The organism is Moraxella ovis, assembly GCF_900453105.1.
In the GTDB taxonomy this organism is placed as follows: Bacteria; Pseudomonadota; Gammaproteobacteria; order Pseudomonadales; family Moraxellaceae; genus Moraxella; species Moraxella ovis.
Window position 1 is genome coordinate 1,414,791 of the sequence record NZ_UGPW01000001.1, and the last position, 18,737, is coordinate 1,433,527.

The following is an 18,737-nucleotide window of genomic DNA, read 5'->3' on the forward strand; positions in this document are numbered from 1 at the left end:
TATTAGGGTTTGTTATCAACATGGCATTTGCAAGTGCTGATGCCCAAAATATGATAAATGGGGCAAAAATTCATAAAGCCTGTCAATAATGGCACAAGCCCAACAATTCCCCCACTACGAACCAAAATAAGTACCCAAGCCAATAATGACAACACCCAAAATAATTCGTACGATTTTATCAGGTTTACCAACATTGATTTTCATAAAATACCTCTTAACGATAGCCCTGTTGTTTTAGGTCTTCATAACCACCGTGATTGGTAACATTGGTATAGCCCAATTTTAAGAGTTCTGTACGAGCGGCTTCGGCACGTCTACCACTACGGCAATACAGATTGATAGGGTTGTCTTTATTAGGCTCAATGGCAGAAATCTTTGATGCAATATCGCCAACAGGGATATTGACGCTATTTGACAAATGCCCTGCTTGATACTCTTCTGGGCTACGCACATCAATCCAAACGCCTTTTGCTTTTGGTTTGATTTGTGATTGAGTTTGGGTTTGAGATTTGGCATTGTTTTGTTTTGATGAGGTATTGGCAAAACTGTTACACGCAGTTAATCCCAAAACGCTAATTGCAATGGCAAGAGTGAGTTTTTTCATAAGACATCTTCTAAATTACACCAATTAAATTTATTTAAAAACAATTAAAATTCAGCAAATAAATCATTTAATGATTCGCTAATGGTTGGGTGCGTAAAAATTTGCCCTTTAAAATAATCCGCTTTAACGCCATTATCCATTGCCAATTTAAATAAATTGATAATCTCATGGCTATTTTCACAAAACAACGTAACGCCCAAAATCTCGTTATTGTCTTTATCCACAATCGCTTTTAATAAGCCTTTGGTATTGCCTGTGATTTTGGCTTTGACAATGGTTTGGGCGGGCAAGGTTGCCACTTGGTAATTTTTGCCACTGTCTTTGGCTTGTTTTTCGCTCAGGCCAATTTGTGATAAAGGCGGTGTGATAAAAACACTCGTTGGGAAGGTGTGGCGGTCGGCTCTGTGGCGTGTGCCGTTCCCAAACAAATCATCCGCCACAATGCGATAATCATCAAGCGAGATGTAGGTAAACTGCGGTGAACCTGCGACATCGCCCATCGCCCAAATGTGGTCGGTGGCTTTTAGTTTGTCATCGCACACAACATAGCCACGCTCGCTTAGCTGTACGCTTGTGTTTTGTAGGTTTAGACCACCTGTGTTAGGTCGTCTACCAATGGCGACAAGCACAGCATCAGCGTCAAGGGTCATCTTATCGGTGATGACTTGGGTATACTCTGTTAGGTGTTTAAACTCTTGGACATCTTGCCCTAAATGCACCGTAATGCCACGCTCATTTAATAGGTCAAGCACAATCGCACGCACATCATCATCGACGTTTGGCAAAAAGCTGTCAAATTTTTCAACAATGCTCACTTGACTGCCAAAAGCGTGATACATAAAGGCAAATTCAAGGGCGATAAAGCCTGCACCCACGATAACCAGTCGCTTGGGGGCAGTCGCTTGGCTGTCGCCTAAGTTTAAAAGCCCCGTGCTGTCATAAACACGCTCGCCGTCCACGCCTGCAATCGGTGGCATAATGGGGGTCGTGCCTGTGTTGATAAAAATCCGCTCGGCACGCACCGTCTCGCCTGTGGATAGGGCAACAGTGTTATCATCAACAAAGCTCGCTTGTGCATTAATGACGGTTACATTTGGCAAATCATTGATTTTGTTAAAATTAGCTTCACGCAAGGCAGAGATGAGCTTGTCCTTGTCCTGCATGGCAACAGCAAAACTGTCTGTTTTGGCTTCATGAATCAGTTTTTTTGACGGAATACAGCCCACGTTAATACACGTTCCGCCATACATTTTGTCCGATTGCTCAACCAAAATGGTACGCTCTCCCTGTTTGTCAAACAGCCCTGCCAGCGTTTTGCCTGCTTTACCAAAGCCGATGATTAAGTTTTTAGTTTGTATCATAAAAAACTCTTATGACGACCAACGTCCAAGCGTCCGTTCAGTCAAACGCACAACCAAAGGACGCAAAGATAAAATGCACATAAAGGTAATAGGCATGGTTTTGATGTATGCCCAAAATACTCTTATTAGGTAATTATCATCTATCCCTGTATTCATGGCGACAGATACCAGCGACATGATGAATGCCATTATCACCGCCATGTAAAGGGCAAAAATCACAGATGAAAATTTGTTAGACACCATGATGACATGGGATTATTTGTTACCGCCACAACTGGCATTAGCATTTTTGTCGGTGCTTGCTCCACAACTGGCAGTTGCTGATTTGTCGGCGGTAGCAGTAGCAGTGTTCGCTCCACAACCTGCATTAGCACTTTTATCGCCTGCTTTTGCTTCGGCTCCGCATTTGCCTTCGCCACATTTGCCCTCACCGCATTTGCCTTCGGCTGATTTGTCGGTCATGGTGGCACTGCACCCTGCTTCGCCACATTTGCCCTCACCGCATTTGCCTTCGGCAGTTTTGGTAGCGGTAGCGGTGTTAGGCTCGGCAGTAGCAGGCTGAGCTGGCTCGGCATTTTGGTAGCCTTGCTCCATGGGCTGGGCTTCTACCTTTTCTTCTTTACAAGCAGTAAGTCCTGTGGCAAGCAGGGTTGCTACGGCAAGACCTGTGATTTTACGGTTAAGATTTGACATGATAAACTCCAATTAAACATCATAAACCATTTTATGATATACCTTAGACGGACGTGGGGCAAATATCTTACAAAAAATTTGAAAAATTTTTAAAAATTGTTGTCATACCCCTTATGTTTTAGGTGCAAACGTATTTTGGCACGCTCTTTTTTATGGCGTGTTTTGGGGTTGTCTTTATCATGAACACCACCCTTCTTCAACAAAGGATTTAGTGCAGTTTGATTGCGCGTTTTAATTACACTTGGACAAATTAGGCGGTTTGGCAATTTCTTGCCAAGCTTGATGAGTTGTTTTTATGTTTTTATATTTTTATTCTCAAATTCATTCGATTCATAGTTTTTGTTGTAAATTTACAATAAAAAAGTGCAAAACCAAAGAAGGTTTGTACCGCATTGAAATCAGGTCAGGCCAGATCACATCACGCAGTCATCATCCAGACAGTCAAAACGGTCAGTTTTATAAATCTACAAGTATTGCAATACATAGACATTGTTTTACTCCCGTTATTATCTGAATGGATGAAATGCGCCAAAGCGCCCGATTGCCTCTATAATGAGTGCCAAAGATACAAATTCAAGTGAATCGAGGCGCTTTTAATCAGCTACTCTATTATTCGCTGACAGTTTTAATGATTAATTTCTCAGCACCCACCAAAGTGTTCTCCACCTGAGTATAATTAATATTCGTCTGCGCAATCATCGCCTTAGTGTCGTTAAAGCTCACCAAAACTTCATCATCCACCTGTGTCACCAACACCTTTAATGGTAGCTGCAGCGCAAAGGTGGGTTCTTGGATCATTAATGGCGTGCCCGCTTTTGGATTGCCAAACACAATAACGGTCGCAGGCTGCATATCAAGACCCGCTTCCTTAGCGGCTTGTTGATGGTCGATGGTCGCAAATACCGCCATACCTTTGCTTTGGATGGCAGCAGTTAATCTCTCAACCGTCTGTTCAAAGCTGTATTTGCTTTTGATGGTTTGCTGTTTCATGATTTTATTCTCCGCATGAATGACAGGTGTTTTTGGGGGGTTGTCAGGCAGACTAGTACACGCACCCAAAAGCATGGTAGCAACAATTAATACAGGTAAAGTTTTCATTATAATACACCCTCAAAAATTAATTCTACTAACTAGATGGAAAATCTAGCGCTTCTTATCGCGTTTCTTAAATTCTGCAATGCGTTTACGTTCACGCATGACTTTCGCCTTATTTTTAATTTTAGGGTTTTTCTTACCTTCGTATGGGTTGGCGTTCTGCTTAAATTCCACATGCAAAGGCGTACCCTCTAGTTTGAACACATCGCGATAAATGTTCTCAAGATAACGCTGATAGCTCTTTGGTAAGGCGGAAGTCTGGTTGCCATGGATGACAATCACTGGCGGATTATGCCCGCCCAAGTGCGCATATCTTAACTTGATGCGGCGACCACCGACCATTGGTGGCTGGTGATTTTGCACGGCATCTTGTAGAATCTGCGTCAGACGAGACGTGGACACCTTGAACATCGACGCATCATACGCCTTATGAATTGACGGATAAAGCTCGCCCACGCCATTACCATACAGCGCTGAGATTAGATGAATCTTCACCCACGGCACGAAGTTAAAGCGGCGATCAATCTCAAGCTTCACATAGTCTTTTTGGTCTTGGGACAGGCCATCCCATTTATTAATGGCAATCACTATCGCGCGACCTGCATCGAGTGCATAGCCTAACATGTGCAGATCCTGATCGACGATACCCTCTTTGGCATCGACCACAACGACAACGACATTCGCATCCTTAATGGCCTGCAAGGTCTTAACAACAGAGAACTTCTCAACCTTCTCATCAATACGACCGCGACGACGCACACCCGCCGTATCGATCAGCGTATATTTGCGGCCTTCGCGCTCAAAAGGAATGTAAATACTGTCTCTGGTCGTGCCCGGCATATCAAAGACGACCACACGCTCCTCGCCCAGTAGGCGATTGACCAGTGTTGATTTACCAACGTTCGGGCGTCCGATAATAGCAAGCTTTAGGCTGTCATCATCATTATCATCAACCTCATCCTCTGGCATGTCAGCCGTTAAGACTTCTAGAAGGTTAGTAACACCCTTACCATGACTGGCAGCGGTCGGAAATGGCTCACCAAAACCCAATTCAAAAAACTCTACCGACGAGGCTTCATGTACGCCATCCATCTTGTTCGCCACAAGATATACCGGCTTGCCCAGAGTATGCAAGAATCTGGCGATCTCGCTATCCGCACCGATCAAGCCAGAACGCGCATCAACCACAAAGACAACGATATCTGCCTCATGAATGGCGGTATAAGACTGAGTCGCCATGTAGTCGTCGATGTTGCCCGTACCATCATCCGCTTCACCGATACCGCCTGTATCCACGACGATGAATGACTTATTTCCAAAATGCGCATCGCCATATTGACGATCGCGCGTCAGACCAGCCATGTCCGCAACCAGTGCTTGACGAGACTTGGTCAGCTGATTAAATAGGGTTGATTTTCCGACATTTGGGCGACCAATCAAGGCAACCACAGGTTTAATACTCATAATCTCTCAAAATTATCTAAAAAATAAATTTACAATCAAATAAAAACACCAAATCCTTTGCCATCATTTGACAGCAAAGGAAAAGTATCAATTAAAAACTTAAAACTGCCAAACGCTCACTACGCCTGATGCACTCTGGGCATAGAGACGATTACCATTGACTTGCAGGCTGGTTAATTGACCTTTGGTATCAACACGGCTTACGATATTGCCATTGACATCGAACAGGTGAATCACTCCATCATAGTCACCAACCGCAATATAATTACCCACAGTAACAGGATTAGTAAGCTTACGGTGTTTTAGGTTTTCATTTAGCCATAATGTCTCGCCTGTCAAGCGGTTAAAAGCCTTAACATCACCATTAACCCCTGTGGCTACAAGCACCTCACCAAGAACGGTCGGTGATTTCGTGCTTGGAATCTCGCCTACGAACATCGGGCGACCTGTTGACATGTTAAAAGCCGCCAATTGACCACTAAAGCTTGTCACATATAAGTGCTGACCTACCACCAATGGCATACCATCCACATCACTCATGCGCTCAACCGCACTGCCACCAGTCGCCATACCCACACGGCGCGTCCATAATGGCGTACCCGAAGCAGGGTTAATCGCATGGATACGACCATCCGCTGTACCAAATAGCGCTGTCTGCTCATCCAAATGTAGCGGCTTAGCGGCGCCGCGTACACTCACATCGACATTCTGCGTGCTAAACTGCCACATGGCTGTACCTGTCTGCAGGTCTAGACCATAAAGCGTTCCATTATTGCCCGACAGTAGGACACGATTGTTAGTAATGAGTGCTGGGGTTGGGCTAGATGTTGGTAGTGCCTTCTCCCACACGATCGCACCTGTCTGAGCATTGATGGCAACCACTTTACCTGAGCGCGTACCAACGATGGCAACACTGCCTGATTGATTGGATGATACGCCGCTGGTGATGGCTTCTTTAAGATCTACCGACCAGACGGTTTGCTTGCCATTCAATAAGGCAACGATGCCATCACGGCTGGCAGCAATCAGACCCTCGCCTGTTTGGGCAACTTGTAGATCAACCACGTCTTTTTTGCTGGCGCGGATGCCTTTCATCATGCTACGACCTTGATCTAGCGATGCACTAAACACAGGTGATAGCACTGCAACAGGTGCGCTGATTTTGATTAATTTGGCAGGTTTTTTGCTTTCTGCCTTAATACCTTTACCACAACCAACCAAAGCCACCGCACTTAATGCGCAGACCAGAGCAGTTTGTACAAAACGAGTGTGCATATTTTATCCTTATACTGTATAGCTGCCAACTGTGCGCTGCAGCAATTTTTTGAGGTGATTGTTCGCTCATCATTATAAAGCTGATTTAATAACGACTAATTACCCATTTGTGTGTTTTGTGTTTCTAAGTTTTGAGCAGGTGCTTCAGCTTCATCACCACCCTCTTGGGTAGCTTGAGCACTCTCAGGCTGACTGACCTGCACAGGCGCTGCGACCACAGGTGTTCTTGGGGTGATCGGTGTTACTTCAACGCCCAACGACTGCAATTTCAGGCTTAATACAGCGCGCTGTTCTTGGCGTTCGCGTAGCGCCTCCCATGCTGCCACATAAGCTTTCTTGGCATTCTCGGTATCATTTTTGGCGATGTGAATATCACCCAACAACTCTTGACGTGACGCCTCAAACGCTGACGGCAGTTCTTTATTTGCCAATTCAAGCGCTTTATCAGCTTCATTGTTGTCAAGCAGCACACGACCTAGGCGCAAATCTGTCATCGCTGCCAAGCCTTGATCATCAAGTTTTAGCGTTTGTGCCTGCTCAAGCGTTGTCATAGCCTCAGTCAGCTTGCCTGCATCCGCTTGATGGCGCGCCTTTAACATCAGGCCTTGCCATGCATATGCAGTATTTGGATGTTCTGCGACCAACTTATCAATGTCAGCGAATAACGCCGCTTCGTCCTTAGCGGTGCTCTCCTGCGCTGCAGCGTCTAGGTCGGGATTTTGCTTGGCAAGCTTAATCACCTCATTACGCTCATTGATGTTAGTATACATATCCGCAGCGACAGTATCAACTTTGGCGTAGTTCTTTTGATAATACTCCCACCCAAAATAACCTGCAAGCACAGCAACGATCACCCATATGATGGTACTGCCGTGTTTTTTGAGTGCGCTCATAGCCTGTTTGTCTGTCATGTTTGACGAATCTTTTGTCATGCCATTATCCCATCAGTTGGCAAATTTGCCATAAATATTAATCAATAATCGACCAGCAATCAATTAATTTAAAAACCAGTTTCTATCTTGGGTGCTCTGCTCGCCAGTCGTCATGTCTTTGACGCTGATCACACCGCGATCAATCTCATCTTGACCGAGCACGACGGTGTATTTAGCGCCTGACTTGTCTGCTTTTTTGAATTGAGATTTTAGACTTGAGCCATTTGCCATTTTTACGCGAAGATCGCTTCGTTCATTGCGAAGACTCTCAGCGAATAGCAATGCCTCTTTATACACCTCGGGCTGCGCTACCACAAACACATCGCAGTCAGCTTCTAGCATAAAAGGATTAACCGCCTCAATCAATAGCAGCAAACGCTCAAGACCCATACCAAAGCCCACCGCAGGCTCAGACTGCTCAGGCTTGCCTTTTAGCACACCGACCAATCCATCATAGCGACCACCACCACATACGGTTGCCTGAGAGCCCAATTTATCCGTCACCCATTCAAAAACCGTCTTATTGTAGTAATCAAGCCCGCGCACCAATTTATCATTGAGTTCAAAATCAATGCCAAGCGCGGTCAAATATATCTTCACCTGCTCAAAGTGCGCTCGAGTATCATCGCCCAAGAAATCATCAAGCTTTGGCGCATTTTGTAAGATGGATTGGGTTTTTTCATCTTTAGAATCCAAGATGCGCAGCGGATTGGTGGTGAGTCGGCGCTGACTGTCTTCATCAAGTTCATCTTTGCGCACCGTTAGGTAATCAACCAGCGCCGTCTTATACGCCAAGCGTTCGCTTTCCTCGCCCAGGGTATTCAATTGCAATTTAACGTGCTCTGACACGCCAAGCTTTTGCCAAAAACGATAAGTCATGGCGATCAATTCCACCTCGCCATCAGGCAGATCATTGCCAAACACCTCGGCGCCAAGCTGATGGAATTGACGATAGCGGCCTTTTTGTGGGCGTTCATAACGGAACATCGGCCCAATGTACCAAAGCTTTGGCGCATCGCCACGAAGCATGTTATGCTCAATCACCGCGCGCACACAGCCTGCCGTACCCTCGGGGCGCAGCGTAAATGACGTACTTTCACCTTCAGATTTGCCGCCATGAATCACGCTGAACATCTCTTTTTCGACGATGTCAGTTGCCTCACCAACACCACGGGCAAACAATTGAGTCTCCTCAACCAAAGGCAGGCGAATTTGGCTAAATCCATAACCATCAAGCACATCACCCAAGATGGCTTCTAGCTTGCGCCATTTTTGTGCATCGCTCGGTAGCACATCGTTGAATCCACGAATGGCGGTAATTTTACTCATGTTTTTTCCTTATTAATATCGTCGGTTTATGTATTAAAATCAATCAAAGCTCAAATCATTCGGTCAAAAATACCTGCTGCAAGGTCGATTCTAATTCGCCATGTGACAAGATCTTATCAAATTCATTCAAAAATCTGTTGGAGTTCGATAAATCAAAATCCGTTACTGTTTTTAGAAATTGGGCAAAGTTCGGGCTTTTTCTTGCCAGCTCATCAATCACCGAATAATCCATTTTTTCTTTGAATTTGGCAGGTGATAAAATCTTAGATTGACCGATATTATTTAAATTCAGCTCAATAATACCAATCCCAAAGCTTTGGCTTAATTTTTGTAAGGCTTCGATAAACTGACCATCTTGCTTGATGTTAAGTGCCACCAAATAACCTTCATTTGCCCAACTTGAATTACTTACCGCCTGAAAGAAGCTTTCTTTATAATTTGAAAAGTTCAGTTCTTTTTTAATTTCAAAAGAAAAAATTTTAACGGGCAAAATATCAAATTTTTTGATAAAACTTAATACATTATTCTTTTGATAATTGGCGTATTCAAAATTAACTGCCACCATATCGGGATACAGCCATTTATCTTCGCCTCTTACGCCTTTTGAACCCTCTTCATGAAAGATGGTTTTGGAATATGCTTTGAAATAGTCATTTTCTTTCAAAAAATAACTCAATAAAGCATGCAGCTCCCTTTCATGACAAGCGGCTTTAGGTGGTCTTGACATCACAGAATTAACTTCTTGAGATACAGTGTCGCTATTTTTTAAGATGTATTGCTTTGGTTTGGTATTTGGTACTGCCTCAAAAATATCACCAGATGTGCAAATTCCAGCGCTAAATGTCGCTTCGGGTGTTTTACCCTTAAAAGATTGCGTCTAAACATCGAAAGTCTTTAGTTGGTGATGCAAATCATTTTGCAAAACAAATTGCCATAAATCTGATGCAGTCATGGGTTTATCAACCATTTGCATAGCTAATTTTGCCAATTCAACAAATCCCAATCTATCGGTTTGCAAAGAATGATTCATCATCCAACCCGAATAATCTCTTTTTGCTTGGCAATGGCTCTTGCCTCAGCAAGCTCTTTGGCTTTGGCGCGCACCATTTGCTCAATTTCATCTGCAAGCGTCTTGGTATCGATCAGATGGCTTTTTTGACCACCCAGATACACGAGCGAATTTGGGCTTGCACCCACGACACCGATGTCCACTTCTTTTGCCTCGCCAGGTCCATTAACCTTGCAGCCAATGACCGAAAGATCAATAGGCTCACGGATGTCTTCCAAGCGAGATTCCAATTCATTCATGACTTTAATGACGTCAAATTCTTGGCGGCTGCAACTAGGGCAAGCGATGAAGTTCACGCCATTTGAACGGATGTTAAGCGATTTCAAAATATCAAAGCCGATTTTGATCTCTTCTTCTGGTTGGCTTGCCAGTGAGATACGCATGGTGTCGCCAATACCCTCTAGCAATAATCCACCCAATGCAATGGCAGATTTGACGGTGCCCGTGCGATACACGCCTGCCTCAGTCACACCAAGATGCAGAGGGTTTTCCACCTGCGCCGAGATAAGTCGATAAGCATCCAAAGTCAAAAATACGTTCGACGCCTTAACTGAGATTTTAAATTGATCAAAGTTATTGCGGTCTAGAATATCAATGTGGCGCAGCGCGGACTCAAGCATTGCCTCGCCTGTCGGTTCGCCGTATTTTTTTTGTAGATCCTTTTCAAGAGAACCGGCATTGACACCGATGCGCATGCTCACGCCATGATGGCGCGCTGCCGCGATGACTTCACGTACTTTTTGTTCGTTGCCGATATTGCCTGGGTTGATGCGCAAGCAATCAGCACCTGCATCTGCCACCGCCAGAGCAATTTTGTAGTCAAAATGAATATCCGCCACCAGTGGCACGCTAACACGTTTTTTGATCTCGGCGAATGCCGCCACCGACTCCATCGTCGGGGTTGAGACTCGCATAAAATCAGCACCCGCATCGACGCAGCGCTGAATCTGCGCAACCGTCGCCTCAACATCACAGGTGTTGGTATTGGTCATGCTCTGCACACTGATTGGTGCATCGCCGCCCACCGCCACAGAACCAACGTGAATCTTCTTGGTGGGGCGGCGCTTGATAGGACTGTGATGTGACATGGAAACTCTCTTTTAATTTTTGGGTAAATCTGGCATCTGTAATTGAGTGCCTTTATATGATAATGCTGACGATCGACCGAAGGCAGCTACGGCTCTTTGATATATATTTCGGGCATCATTCATATTTGACTGCATCACATGTAGATCAATCAGCTGCACATAACTTCGCTCAGTAGCACTGCCCGAATCAATGGCACGTTGATAAGCACCAATCGCATCATCATGCCGACCGATGCGCTGATAAGCCGCAGCCAGATTCTCTAATGACTGCACACGGCCTTCATAGCCTAGGTTGGTCGATGCAATCTTAAAATGATGAATCGCCTGATCATAATGTCCGACCTGCATCAGATACACCGCATAGTTGTTATGCGCACGCATCAGATTGTTATCAAGCTTAAGCGCTTGACAAAAATAACCATCCGCACGCGCAAGGTTCGCCTCACTGCCTTCACTCTGAAGCAGCACACCCATCATGTCATAAGCTGGCGCAAAGCCTGCATCAACTGTCAGCGCCATGTCAAGTTGGCGCTTGGCATCATCTAGCCTACCTGCCGCGATGTATTGCCCTGCCATGGCGGTACGAATCTTAGCAAGTTCGGTCTTATTCTGATGAATGTTACGATCAACGCCCTGACATGCGGTCATCACAAGAGCGATGCTCGCAATCGCCATAGTACGGTAAACTTTCAACCTAAAAACCATCAGACATCCCATTCTATCAAGTCTCAAAAATTTTGCCAACTTATTTCAAATATACCGATTAGGCGTGGTCTTGGCGCTTTTGGATGCTTTCTTGCCATTTTTTGGCACGTCGGGTACGGTCAGCAACTTGCCCAACCAACTGTCCACACGCCGCATCGATGTCATCGCCGCGAGTCTGACGAATCGTACACACAAAGCCTGCATTATTAAGAATGTTGCTAAACGCATGGATTCGGTTATTGCTTGAGCGGTCATAAGGCGCATGTGGGAACGGGTTGAATGGAATTAGGTTCACCTTACTTGGCAAATCTTTTAATAGTGCCACAAGCTGACGCGCGTGCTCATCGCTGTCATTCACGCCGGCGAGCATCACATATTCAATGGTGACGTGTTTTTTGTGGCGTGGATTTTCTTCATAGACGTATGCTTTGGCGGCGGCGATGAGATCTACCAGTGGGTATTTTTTGTTAATTGGCACCAGCTCATCTCGAAGCTCATCATTCGGTGCGTGCAGGCTGATGGCGAGTGCCACATCAATGTCCTTGGCCAGATCATACATCTTTGGCACCACGCCTGATGTTGATAGAGTCACACGGCGTTTTGATAATCCAAACGCATGATCATCAAGCATCAAAGACATGCTGGCAACTACAGGGTTATAGTTCAACAGGGGCTCGCCCATGCCCATCATGACGACATTGGTCACGCGATTCTCACGCTCGGTCGGAGCAACATCTTCCATATATGACTGATTCGCCACCCACAACTGCCCGATGATTTCACTGGCGTCCAAGTCACGCTCAAAGCCCTGTTTACCCGTACTACAAAACGAACAATCCAGCGCGCAGCCAACCTGAGATGAGATACACAAGGTCTTACGCCCAAACTGCTTGCCATCTTCGGCAGGGATAAGCACCGCCTCAACGAGCGAACCGCCCGACACCTCAAAGACCCATTTACGCGTCCCATCTTCGCTAAACTGCTTAAATTTCACCTTCGGCGGTAGTACGCAAGCGACTTCATCAAGCTTTTGTTGAAGTTTTTTTGAGATGTTTGTCATCTCAAAAAAGTCCGTCACGCCAAACTGATAAATCCACTTCATCACCTGCGTCGCTCGAAACGGCTTCTCGCCAAGCGACACAAAAAACTCACCCAAATCCACCTTGGACATACCAAGCAAATTAACCTTATTGGATGAATCAGTGAATTCTGGCGTGTGGATTACGGGGATTTTTGTCATGACAATCGGGCTGCTACAATAAACATAAAAACAGCATATTATACTAAAAATTTCGTTCAAAGTCATGATTTTTTGGTATTGGCGCACTTGTTTGATTTTGCGCAAAATAAAAAACAGCCCACTAAAAAAGCAAGCTGTTTACGATTAATCAGATGATAATATCTGGCAATCAATTAACGAGTGCGTGGGAAGATTTCGTCTGCACCGAAGAAGTAAGCGATTTCGCGCTCAGCTGAAGTGGTAGAGTCAGAACCGTGAGCTGCATTCTCGTCGATGCTTACTGCAAAGTCAGCACGGATGGTGCCAGCAGCAGCTTCAGCTGGGTTGGTTGCGCCTAGGATATCGCGGTGTGCTAGTACAGCGTTCTCGCCTTCTAGTACAGATACAACCACAGGACCTGAAGTCATGAATGCTACTAGGTCAGCGAAGAAGCCACGCTCTTTGTGCTCTGCGTAGAAACCTTCTGCTTCTGCTTGAGTTAGGTGTTTGTATTTGATAGCAACTGGCTTAAGGCCTGCTTTTTCGAAGCGAGCGATGATGTCGCCGATGTGGTTTTTGCCAACTGCGTCTGGCTTGATGATAGATAGAGTACGTTCGATAGCCATGATATTTCCTTAACAATATAAAGGGTTTAAAAGGATAAAAAATTCTACAAGATCGTGCAGAATTACCCACATTATACCAATCTTTTGGGGGATTTGTCATGTGGTTTTTATGTCAAAAATATCAAAAAATATCACCTAAGTCACGCCATCACATTTCGTTTTTTTGCCAAAAATCTCACAGCTTAATGATAATTTTTGGTATAATGGTTTGTTTATGATTTTTAATGCTTTAAGCAACTTTAATTTAACAGCGAGACAACTCATGGGCTTTAACTGTGGTATCGTAGGCTTGCCAAACGTTGGCAAATCCACCCTATTTAACGCACTCACCAAGGCAGGCATTGCCGCCGAAAACTTCCCCTTTTGTACCAAAGACCCAAACACGGGCATCGTGCCTGTGCCAGATCCACGCTTAAAGGCATTGGCAGAAATCGTCAAGCCTGAACGTGTGCTACCGACCAGCATGGAATTTGTGGACATCGCAGGGCTTGTGGCAGGGGCGAGCAAGGGCGAAGGCATGGGCAACCAATTCCTTGCCAATATCCGTGAGACGGACGCGATTGCCCATGTGGTACGCTGTTTTGATGATGACAACGTCATTCATGTGGACGGACGAGTAAACCCCCTATCCGACATTGAGACCATTAATACCGAGCTTGCCCTTGCCGACCTTGAAGCGGTAGGACGTGCGATAACTAACGCCACCAAAAAAGCAAAAGGCGGAGACAAAGACGCTCAGGCGATTTTGGCGGTATTTCAAAAAATTGAGCCATTTTTGGCGGACGGCAAACCTGCACGCATGGCAAATCTTGACAATGATGAGAAAAAACTCATCAAATCCTACGGGCTTATCACTCTAAAACCTGTCATGTACATCGCCAACGTGGCAGAAGACGGTTTTGAAAATAACCCCCACCTAGATGCGGTGCGTGAATTTGCCCAAAGCGAAAACGCCATTGTCGTGGCATTGTGCAACCAAATTGAAGCCGAAATCGCCCAGCTTGACGAAGAAGAAAAGGCGGAGTTCTTAGAAGGTATGGGCATGAGTGAAGCAGGGCTTGACCGTGTGATTCGTGCAGGGTATGAGCTACTAAACCTACAAACCTACTTCACCGCAGGGGTCAAAGAAGTGCGTGCGTGGACGGTGCCTGTGGGTGCGACCGCTCCTGAGGCGGCAGGTGTTATTCACACCGACTTTGAGCGTGGCTTTATCCGTGCCGAAGTGATCGCTTATGATGATTTCATCGAACATGGCGGAGAAAAAGGCGCAGCGGCAGCAGGTAAGTCTCGCCTAGAAGGCAAAACCTATATCGTCCAAGACGGCGATGTGATGCATTTTAGATTTAATGTGTGATTGCGCATTAACCTCAAAAAGCCGATAGTTATCGGCTTTTTTGTTATCAAGTTAAAAGGCTTGAGTCATGATTGTAAATTTTGTTATAATATATCTTGATGATCGCATCTAATATTTAAATATTCCACCATATTAACACATCAAATTAAGGTTTTATCATGAAAAAAATCATCCTAACTTCACTGGTTGCTACTTTGGCTTTAACCGCTTGCGATAAAAAACAAGCCGAAGCACCTGCCGAAACCACAACCACTGAGGCGGCCGCCCTTGCTACCGAAACAGCAAATACTTCTGAAAATACAGCCGATACACAGCATAATCACGATCACAGCCACGAACATGATGATCATGCAGAACACGACCACAATCATGATGGTGACAAATTTCAATGCGGCGACAAGAGTATAAATATTGCTGTACACAATCACGAAGGTGAAATCGAAGCACATCTTACTGCCGATGCTATCACTTACGATCTAAACCAAGACCTAAATGACAAAAAACGCTTCACCACTGATGAAGGTATTGAAGGCGATGGCAAGCCAATGACTCTGATCCTAGATGGCAATAATGCCCAAGTACTGGGCGCAAACAATGCCACCCTTCTAGATTGCACCAAATCTTAATCATCAAGGTGGCAAAGCCAAGCGGTTCACGCTTGGCTTTTTTGATATAAAAAATCATATTAATAAAAATGCAACAAGTTTATGAATTTAATTGAAAATTTCTAGATTTTTATTCATAATACACAGTTATTCACTCAATTTTATGTGCTTTAATGGGCGCGTTTAGGCACACTGACTTCATCGGATTGATTCATGACAGAAACAAAAACCACCACTCGAGAACAAAAAAAACGCCAAACACGTCAAGCTTTCTTTAATGCTGTTCTAGATCTATGCATGACCGGGCAAGGATACAGCTCCATCAGTCTGCGCCAAGTCACTCGCGAGGTTGGGGTTGTGCCGACGGCCTTTTATCGTCATTTTGATGACATGGAATGCCTTGGCAAAGCGTTGGTTGAAGATGAATTGGGTGGTGCACTATCCATCTTACGCGAGCACATGCAGCTGGGCAAAAAACGCAGTTTTGAACGTCAAATCGCCAAGAGCGTACAGCTATTTTTCAAGGCCGTAGATGCGCAACCTAGATATTGGCAATTCATCGCATCGGAGCGCTTTGGTGGCTCCGAGGCGGTACGTAACGCGATCAGTCAACAGATTCACTATTTCGCCAAGATCATGGGCGAGGACTTGGCGCTACAGCCTGCCTTTGAACACATTGGCAGCGAAGACCGCTACCTATTGGCTGAGATTGGTGTCAATCTATCATTCTCCTGGATCATCGACTGGCTAGAGCTGACTTATACACCAAACCTTGATGATGAAGATGCTGAAGACATCACCGACAAACAAGACCCTATTGATGTTGAGCAGCACAAACAAGAAATGCTCCGCCGCTGCACACGCCAGATGCAGATTCTCATGTACGGTGCTTATAACTGGAAATCAAGCGAAGAGACTGTGGTTGAGGATTGATAACACAATCCGTATCAGCCCTACCCTTATCTTTTGGCGGCATTTATGTTAGAATGCCGCCTTTTTTAAATTGCAATTTATCTCATGCCTTATCTACACCGACCAAAATCACATCACACCCTAAACGCCAATGAACGCCTACTGCGCGTCATCTCCATTAATGTCAACGGACTGCGCGCCGCTGAGAAAAAGGGTTTGCTTGATTGGCTGAATGAATCTGAAGCGGATGTCGTCTGCATGCAAGAGACGCGCATCAACCATGATCAATGGACGGATAAATTTAAACCAGAAGGTTGGCAAACCCATCTATTTCCCGCTGAACGTGCAGGCTATGCAGGCACGGCGATTTATAGTCGATTGCCAATCGTATCGGTGAGCCGTGGTCTTGGTTTTGAGCTTGCTGACAGTCAGGGTCGATTCATCACCGCAGAGCTTGACTTAGGTCTTGACAAGCCTGTATTTATCTCATCTCTATACCTACCATCTGGCTCATCAGGCGATGAAGCCCAAGCACGCAAAGACATCTTCCTAGATGAATACAAACAAATCCTAAAACGCTGGCGCGATGAAGATAAATCCGTTATCATATGCGGCGACTACAACATCGTGCATAAGCGCATCGACATCAAAAACTGGTCAGGCAACCAAAAAGCATCTGGCTGCCTACCTCATGAACGCGCATGGCTAGATCATATTTATGATGAATTGGGTTATGTTGATACGTTTCGCGTTGTCCGCAAGGAATCTGAGGTGTATTCTTGGTGGTCAAACCGCGGACAAGCGCGCGCCAAGAACGTGGGCTGGCGCATTGATTATCAAGCCTGCTCGCCCGACTGGAAAGAGCGCACCGTAGGCGCATGGGTTTATAAGGATAATTGGTTTTCAGATCATGCGCCTGTCGTTATTGATTATCTCATTAAGACAGACGTATAAAGACACAAAAAGAGCATCACGCCCTTTTTGTTATTTTAGCTTTAAAATCTTAATATTATCAAAACCCTTACCCTTACTCTTTAATGCCATTGCCTGCAAACCCTCATCACACCACGCTGACAATACAACAAGTGGGTTTTTGATTGATCAAACTCACTAAAGTTCGCACCCAAGCGATAAAAAGGCATCTCGATCACATCCGCTTCCATATCCAGTGGTGAATCCTCGATCTCATCAGGTATGCGAATATTGATGACAACCTCATCTGCCAATACAGTATCAACCGACTGGACGGTTTGATTATCATGTTCTTCGTTTGCAATATCTTGGATATCCATGCATACGGCGGTGTCGATGGCATGTTGCAGAATACCAAAGTCAAAATTCGCTTCCGTATCAACAATCTTATGCTCAATGGCCTTAACCGTTGGGTTTTTTGAGATGACACCGCAGAACTCAGGCATGGATTTGGCAATATCGGCCGTACCAATGCGCTCGGCCATGTTGATAATGTTTTGCTTATCATGAGTGATGAGCGGTCTTAATATGAGTGCATCGCTTGCCTTATCGATCACGCGTAAGTTGGTTAGCGTCTGACTGGCCACCTGCCCCAGCGCCTCACCCGTGACGATTGCTTCAATACGATAATCCCTGGCGATGCTACTGGCAGCACGCACCATCATGCGCTTTAGCACGACGCCCATTTGACCATCATCGATCTTCTGAAGAATCTTAGCCACCACAGGTTCAAAATCCACGGTGATAAATTTCACACGGTGTGAACTGCCGTATTTTTGCTACAGATGGTATGCCATCTGCTTGGTGCCAATCTCATGCTCACGCCCACCCAGATTAAAGAACACATAATGCACTCGACTGCCGCGACGTGTAAACATGTGGCTTGCCACGCCAGAATCAAAACCACCTGAGATCAAAGACAACACATCTTCTTGGGTGCTGATCGGGAATCCCTCAATCCCTTCATGACGCGCCTGCACGAACATCAAGCGATCATGCTCAATCTCAATCTTGATGACGACCTCAGGGTCTTTTAGCTGAACTTTGGCGCTTGGGGTATGCTGATTTAGCCCACCGCCCACATAACGCATGACATCCATGGAATCAAAATCATGTTTGCCGCGACGCTTAACACGCACACAAAAAGTCCTGCCCTCAATCTCGTCTTTAACTCTCGCCATAGTCTGCTCAAAAATATCATGCATGCCTACAAAAGGTGAATCCTCAACCTCCAGCACATGATGAATCCCTAGAATACAAGTCAATGCCGCACGAAGTTGGGCGCGCTTTGATTCATCTTGAACGCACCTCAAGAAAATTCCAATGACGGATGGCCTTAACCGTCTTATCGTGCTGCATGAGTACGTTTTGGATATTGCCCCACAGCACCTTAATAAAGCGTTTCTTGATGGATTCGCTTTTCATGATGATCTC

At 45.3% G+C, this 18,737-nt stretch carries 23 protein-coding genes and 1 pseudogene; 4 read left to right on the forward strand and 20 right to left on the reverse strand.

What is annotated here, in order from left to right:
* Window positions 1–2: 2 nt before the first annotated feature.
* The 17 genes from DYD54_RS06780 to ndk form a co-directional block, all read right to left on the reverse strand.
* On the reverse strand, window positions 3–155 hold the full coding sequence (locus DYD54_RS06780) for a YgaP family membrane protein (protein WP_256594032.1): 153 nt from the start codon (window positions 153–155) through the stop codon (window positions 3–5).
* The gene (locus tag DYD54_RS11775) at window positions 115–204 is read right to left on the reverse strand and encodes a YgaP-like transmembrane domain (RefSeq protein ID WP_256594033.1); all 90 of its coding nucleotides are present in this window, start codon (window positions 202–204) and stop codon (window positions 115–117) included. Before DYD54_RS11775 ends, DYD54_RS06780 begins: the two co-directional genes overlap by 41 nt.
* 10 nt (window positions 205–214) lie before the next feature.
* On the reverse strand, window positions 215–604 hold the full coding sequence (locus tag DYD54_RS06785) for a rhodanese-like domain-containing protein (RefSeq protein WP_063514281.1): 390 nt from the start codon (window positions 602–604) through the stop codon (window positions 215–217).
* 44 nt (window positions 605–648) lie between these two features.
* Entirely contained in the window at window positions 649–1,965 is a 1,317-nt protein-coding gene (locus DYD54_RS06790; protein WP_172459594.1) for an FAD-dependent oxidoreductase, read from the reverse strand.
* A gap of 9 nt (window positions 1,966–1,974) precedes the next feature.
* On the reverse strand, window positions 1,975–2,208 hold the full coding sequence (locus DYD54_RS06795; protein WP_084260650.1) for a DUF2798 domain-containing protein: 234 nt from the start codon (window positions 2,206–2,208) through the stop codon (window positions 1,975–1,977).
* A 12-nt stretch (window positions 2,209–2,220) separates the two neighbouring features.
* Window positions 2,221–2,658, reverse strand: coding sequence for an HvfA family oxazolone/thioamide-modified RiPP metallophore (locus DYD54_RS06800; protein ID WP_063514282.1), 438 nt, complete (start codon window positions 2,656–2,658; stop codon window positions 2,221–2,223).
* Between the two features lie 609 nt (window positions 2,659–3,267).
* Window positions 3,268–3,756 carry a DUF302 domain-containing protein gene (locus DYD54_RS06805; RefSeq protein ID WP_063514284.1) on the reverse strand — a complete coding sequence of 163 codons (489 nt, stop codon included), beginning with the start codon at window positions 3,754–3,756 and terminating at the stop codon, window positions 3,268–3,270.
* A 45-nt stretch (window positions 3,757–3,801) separates the two neighbouring features.
* Window positions 3,802–5,217 (reverse strand): ribosome biogenesis GTPase Der, encoded by a 1,416-nt coding sequence (der, locus tag DYD54_RS06810; protein WP_063514285.1) that lies wholly within the window; start codon window positions 5,215–5,217, stop codon window positions 3,802–3,804.
* Window positions 5,218–5,316: 99 nt separating this feature from the next.
* The gene (gene bamB, locus DYD54_RS06815) at window positions 5,317–6,492 is read right to left on the reverse strand and encodes an outer membrane protein assembly factor BamB (RefSeq protein ID WP_063514286.1); all 1,176 of its coding nucleotides are present in this window, start codon (window positions 6,490–6,492) and stop codon (window positions 5,317–5,319) included.
* Window positions 6,493–6,587: 95 nt separating this feature from the next.
* Window positions 6,588–7,424, reverse strand: coding sequence for a YfgM family protein (locus DYD54_RS06820; RefSeq protein WP_063514287.1), 837 nt, complete (start codon window positions 7,422–7,424; stop codon window positions 6,588–6,590).
* A gap of 63 nt (window positions 7,425–7,487) precedes the next feature.
* On the reverse strand, window positions 7,488–8,753 hold the full coding sequence (gene hisS, locus DYD54_RS06825) for a histidine--tRNA ligase (protein WP_063514288.1): 1,266 nt from the start codon (window positions 8,751–8,753) through the stop codon (window positions 7,488–7,490).
* 55 nt (window positions 8,754–8,808) lie between these two features.
* Window positions 8,809–9,480: a hypothetical protein gene (locus DYD54_RS06830; protein WP_228703532.1), complete on the reverse strand. Its 672-nt coding sequence runs from the start codon at window positions 9,478–9,480 to the stop codon at window positions 8,809–8,811.
* 150 nt (window positions 9,481–9,630) lie between these two features.
* Window positions 9,631–9,783 carry a hypothetical protein gene (locus tag DYD54_RS11780; RefSeq protein ID WP_256594034.1) on the reverse strand — a complete coding sequence of 51 codons (153 nt, stop codon included), beginning with the start codon at window positions 9,781–9,783 and terminating at the stop codon, window positions 9,631–9,633.
* The gene (gene ispG, locus DYD54_RS06835) at window positions 9,783–10,910 is read right to left on the reverse strand and encodes a flavodoxin-dependent (E)-4-hydroxy-3-methylbut-2-enyl-diphosphate synthase (protein WP_063514289.1); all 1,128 of its coding nucleotides are present in this window, start codon (window positions 10,908–10,910) and stop codon (window positions 9,783–9,785) included. Before ispG ends, DYD54_RS11780 begins: the two co-directional genes overlap by 1 nt.
* Before the next feature lie 12 nt (window positions 10,911–10,922).
* A complete protein-coding gene (locus DYD54_RS06840) occupies window positions 10,923–11,585 on the reverse strand; it encodes a tetratricopeptide repeat protein (protein WP_063514290.1) in 663 nt (220 codons plus the stop codon).
* Window positions 11,586–11,673: 88 nt separating this feature from the next.
* Entirely contained in the window at window positions 11,674–12,855 is a 1,182-nt protein-coding gene (rlmN, locus tag DYD54_RS06845; protein WP_063514291.1) for a dual-specificity RNA methyltransferase RlmN, read from the reverse strand.
* A gap of 173 nt (window positions 12,856–13,028) precedes the next feature.
* Window positions 13,029–13,460 carry a nucleoside-diphosphate kinase gene (ndk, locus tag DYD54_RS06850; protein ID WP_036366306.1) on the reverse strand — a complete coding sequence of 144 codons (432 nt, stop codon included), beginning with the start codon at window positions 13,458–13,460 and terminating at the stop codon, window positions 13,029–13,031.
* Window positions 13,461–13,722: 262 nt separating this feature from the next.
* Between ndk and ychF the strand changes: the two genes are divergently transcribed.
* From ychF to DYD54_RS06870, 4 genes are all read left to right on the forward strand, one after another.
* Window positions 13,723–14,814 (forward strand): redox-regulated ATPase YchF, encoded by a 1,092-nt coding sequence (gene ychF / locus DYD54_RS06855; protein ID WP_063515002.1) that lies wholly within the window; start codon window positions 13,723–13,725, stop codon window positions 14,812–14,814.
* A gap of 158 nt (window positions 14,815–14,972) precedes the next feature.
* Window positions 14,973–15,440 carry a hypothetical protein gene (locus tag DYD54_RS06860; RefSeq protein ID WP_228703534.1) on the forward strand — a complete coding sequence of 156 codons (468 nt, stop codon included), beginning with the start codon at window positions 14,973–14,975 and terminating at the stop codon, window positions 15,438–15,440.
* Between the two features lie 192 nt (window positions 15,441–15,632).
* The gene (locus DYD54_RS06865) at window positions 15,633–16,352 is read left to right on the forward strand and encodes a TetR family transcriptional regulator (RefSeq protein ID WP_063514293.1); all 720 of its coding nucleotides are present in this window, start codon (window positions 15,633–15,635) and stop codon (window positions 16,350–16,352) included.
* An 84-nt stretch (window positions 16,353–16,436) separates the two neighbouring features.
* Window positions 16,437–17,285 carry an exodeoxyribonuclease III gene (locus DYD54_RS06870; RefSeq protein ID WP_063514294.1) on the forward strand — a complete coding sequence of 283 codons (849 nt, stop codon included), beginning with the start codon at window positions 16,437–16,439 and terminating at the stop codon, window positions 17,283–17,285.
* A gap of 80 nt (window positions 17,286–17,365) precedes the next feature.
* On the opposite strand, the gene thiI (DYD54_RS11785) is transcribed toward DYD54_RS06870, so the two are convergent.
* The 3 genes and pseudogenes from thiI (DYD54_RS11785) to DYD54_RS11795 form a co-directional block, all read right to left on the reverse strand.
* Window positions 17,366–17,623: a thiazole biosynthesis protein gene (gene thiI / locus DYD54_RS11785; protein WP_228703623.1), complete on the reverse strand. Its 258-nt coding sequence runs from the start codon at window positions 17,621–17,623 to the stop codon at window positions 17,366–17,368.
* A 48-nt stretch (window positions 17,624–17,671) separates the two neighbouring features.
* Window positions 17,672–18,508 (reverse strand): annotated as a pseudogene (thiI, locus tag DYD54_RS11790) (tRNA uracil 4-sulfurtransferase ThiI); the annotation flags it as partial.
* A gap of 88 nt (window positions 18,509–18,596) precedes the next feature.
* Window positions 18,597–18,728 (reverse strand): hypothetical protein, encoded by a 132-nt coding sequence (locus DYD54_RS11795; RefSeq protein WP_256594035.1) that lies wholly within the window; start codon window positions 18,726–18,728, stop codon window positions 18,597–18,599.
* Between the last annotated feature and the right edge of the window lie 9 nt (window positions 18,729–18,737).

Bases quoted from the DNA above. Each gene is read 5' to 3' on its own strand.
- DYD54_RS06840 (WP_063514290.1), bottom strand. From the start codon at position 11,585: ATGGCGATTGCGAGCATCGCTCTTGTGATGACCGCATGTCAGGGCGTT.
- DYD54_RS11795 (WP_256594035.1), bottom strand. From the start codon at position 18,728: ATGAAAAGCGAATCCATCAAGAAACGCTTTATTAAGGTGCTGTGGGGC.
- ychF (WP_063515002.1), top strand. From the start codon at position 13,723: ATGGGCTTTAACTGTGGTATCGTAGGCTTGCCAAACGTTGGCAAATCC.
- DYD54_RS06800 (WP_063514282.1), bottom strand. From the start codon at position 2,658: ATGTCAAATCTTAACCGTAAAATCACAGGTCTTGCCGTAGCAACCCTG.
- hisS (WP_063514288.1), bottom strand. From the start codon at position 8,753: ATGAGTAAAATTACCGCCATTCGTGGATTCAACGATGTGCTACCGAGC.
- rlmN (WP_063514291.1), bottom strand. From the start codon at position 12,855: ATGACAAAAATCCCCGTAATCCACACGCCAGAATTCACTGATTCATCC.
- ndk (WP_036366306.1), bottom strand. From the start codon at position 13,460: ATGGCTATCGAACGTACTCTATCTATCATCAAGCCAGACGCAGTTGGC.
- DYD54_RS06790 (WP_172459594.1), bottom strand. From the start codon at position 1,965: ATGATACAAACTAAAAACTTAATCATCGGCTTTGGTAAAGCAGGCAAA.
- DYD54_RS06860 (WP_228703534.1), top strand. From the start codon at position 14,973: ATGAAAAAAATCATCCTAACTTCACTGGTTGCTACTTTGGCTTTAACC.
- DYD54_RS11780 (WP_256594034.1), bottom strand. From the start codon at position 9,783: ATGAATCATTCTTTGCAAACCGATAGATTGGGATTTGTTGAATTGGCA.
- DYD54_RS06795 (WP_084260650.1), bottom strand. From the start codon at position 2,208: ATGGTGTCTAACAAATTTTCATCTGTGATTTTTGCCCTTTACATGGCG.
- bamB (WP_063514286.1), bottom strand. From the start codon at position 6,492: ATGCACACTCGTTTTGTACAAACTGCTCTGGTCTGCGCATTAAGTGCG.
- DYD54_RS06830 (WP_228703532.1), bottom strand. From the start codon at position 9,480: ATGTCAAGACCACCTAAAGCCGCTTGTCATGAAAGGGAGCTGCATGCT.
- DYD54_RS06785 (WP_063514281.1), bottom strand. From the start codon at position 604: ATGAAAAAACTCACTCTTGCCATTGCAATTAGCGTTTTGGGATTAACT.
- thiI (WP_228703623.1), bottom strand. From the start codon at position 17,623: ATGGATATCCAAGATATTGCAAACGAAGAACATGATAATCAAACCGTC.
- ispG (WP_063514289.1), bottom strand. From the start codon at position 10,910: ATGTCACATCACAGTCCTATCAAGCGCCGCCCCACCAAGAAGATTCAC.
- der (WP_063514285.1), bottom strand. From the start codon at position 5,217: ATGAGTATTAAACCTGTGGTTGCCTTGATTGGTCGCCCAAATGTCGGA.
- DYD54_RS06870 (WP_063514294.1), top strand. From the start codon at position 16,437: ATGCCTTATCTACACCGACCAAAATCACATCACACCCTAAACGCCAAT.
- DYD54_RS06805 (WP_063514284.1), bottom strand. From the start codon at position 3,756: ATGAAAACTTTACCTGTATTAATTGTTGCTACCATGCTTTTGGGTGCG.
- DYD54_RS06820 (WP_063514287.1), bottom strand. From the start codon at position 7,424: ATGACAAAAGATTCGTCAAACATGACAGACAAACAGGCTATGAGCGCA.
- DYD54_RS06865 (WP_063514293.1), top strand. From the start codon at position 15,633: ATGACAGAAACAAAAACCACCACTCGAGAACAAAAAAAACGCCAAACA.
- DYD54_RS11775 (WP_256594033.1), bottom strand. From the start codon at position 204: ATGAAAATCAATGTTGGTAAACCTGATAAAATCGTACGAATTATTTTG.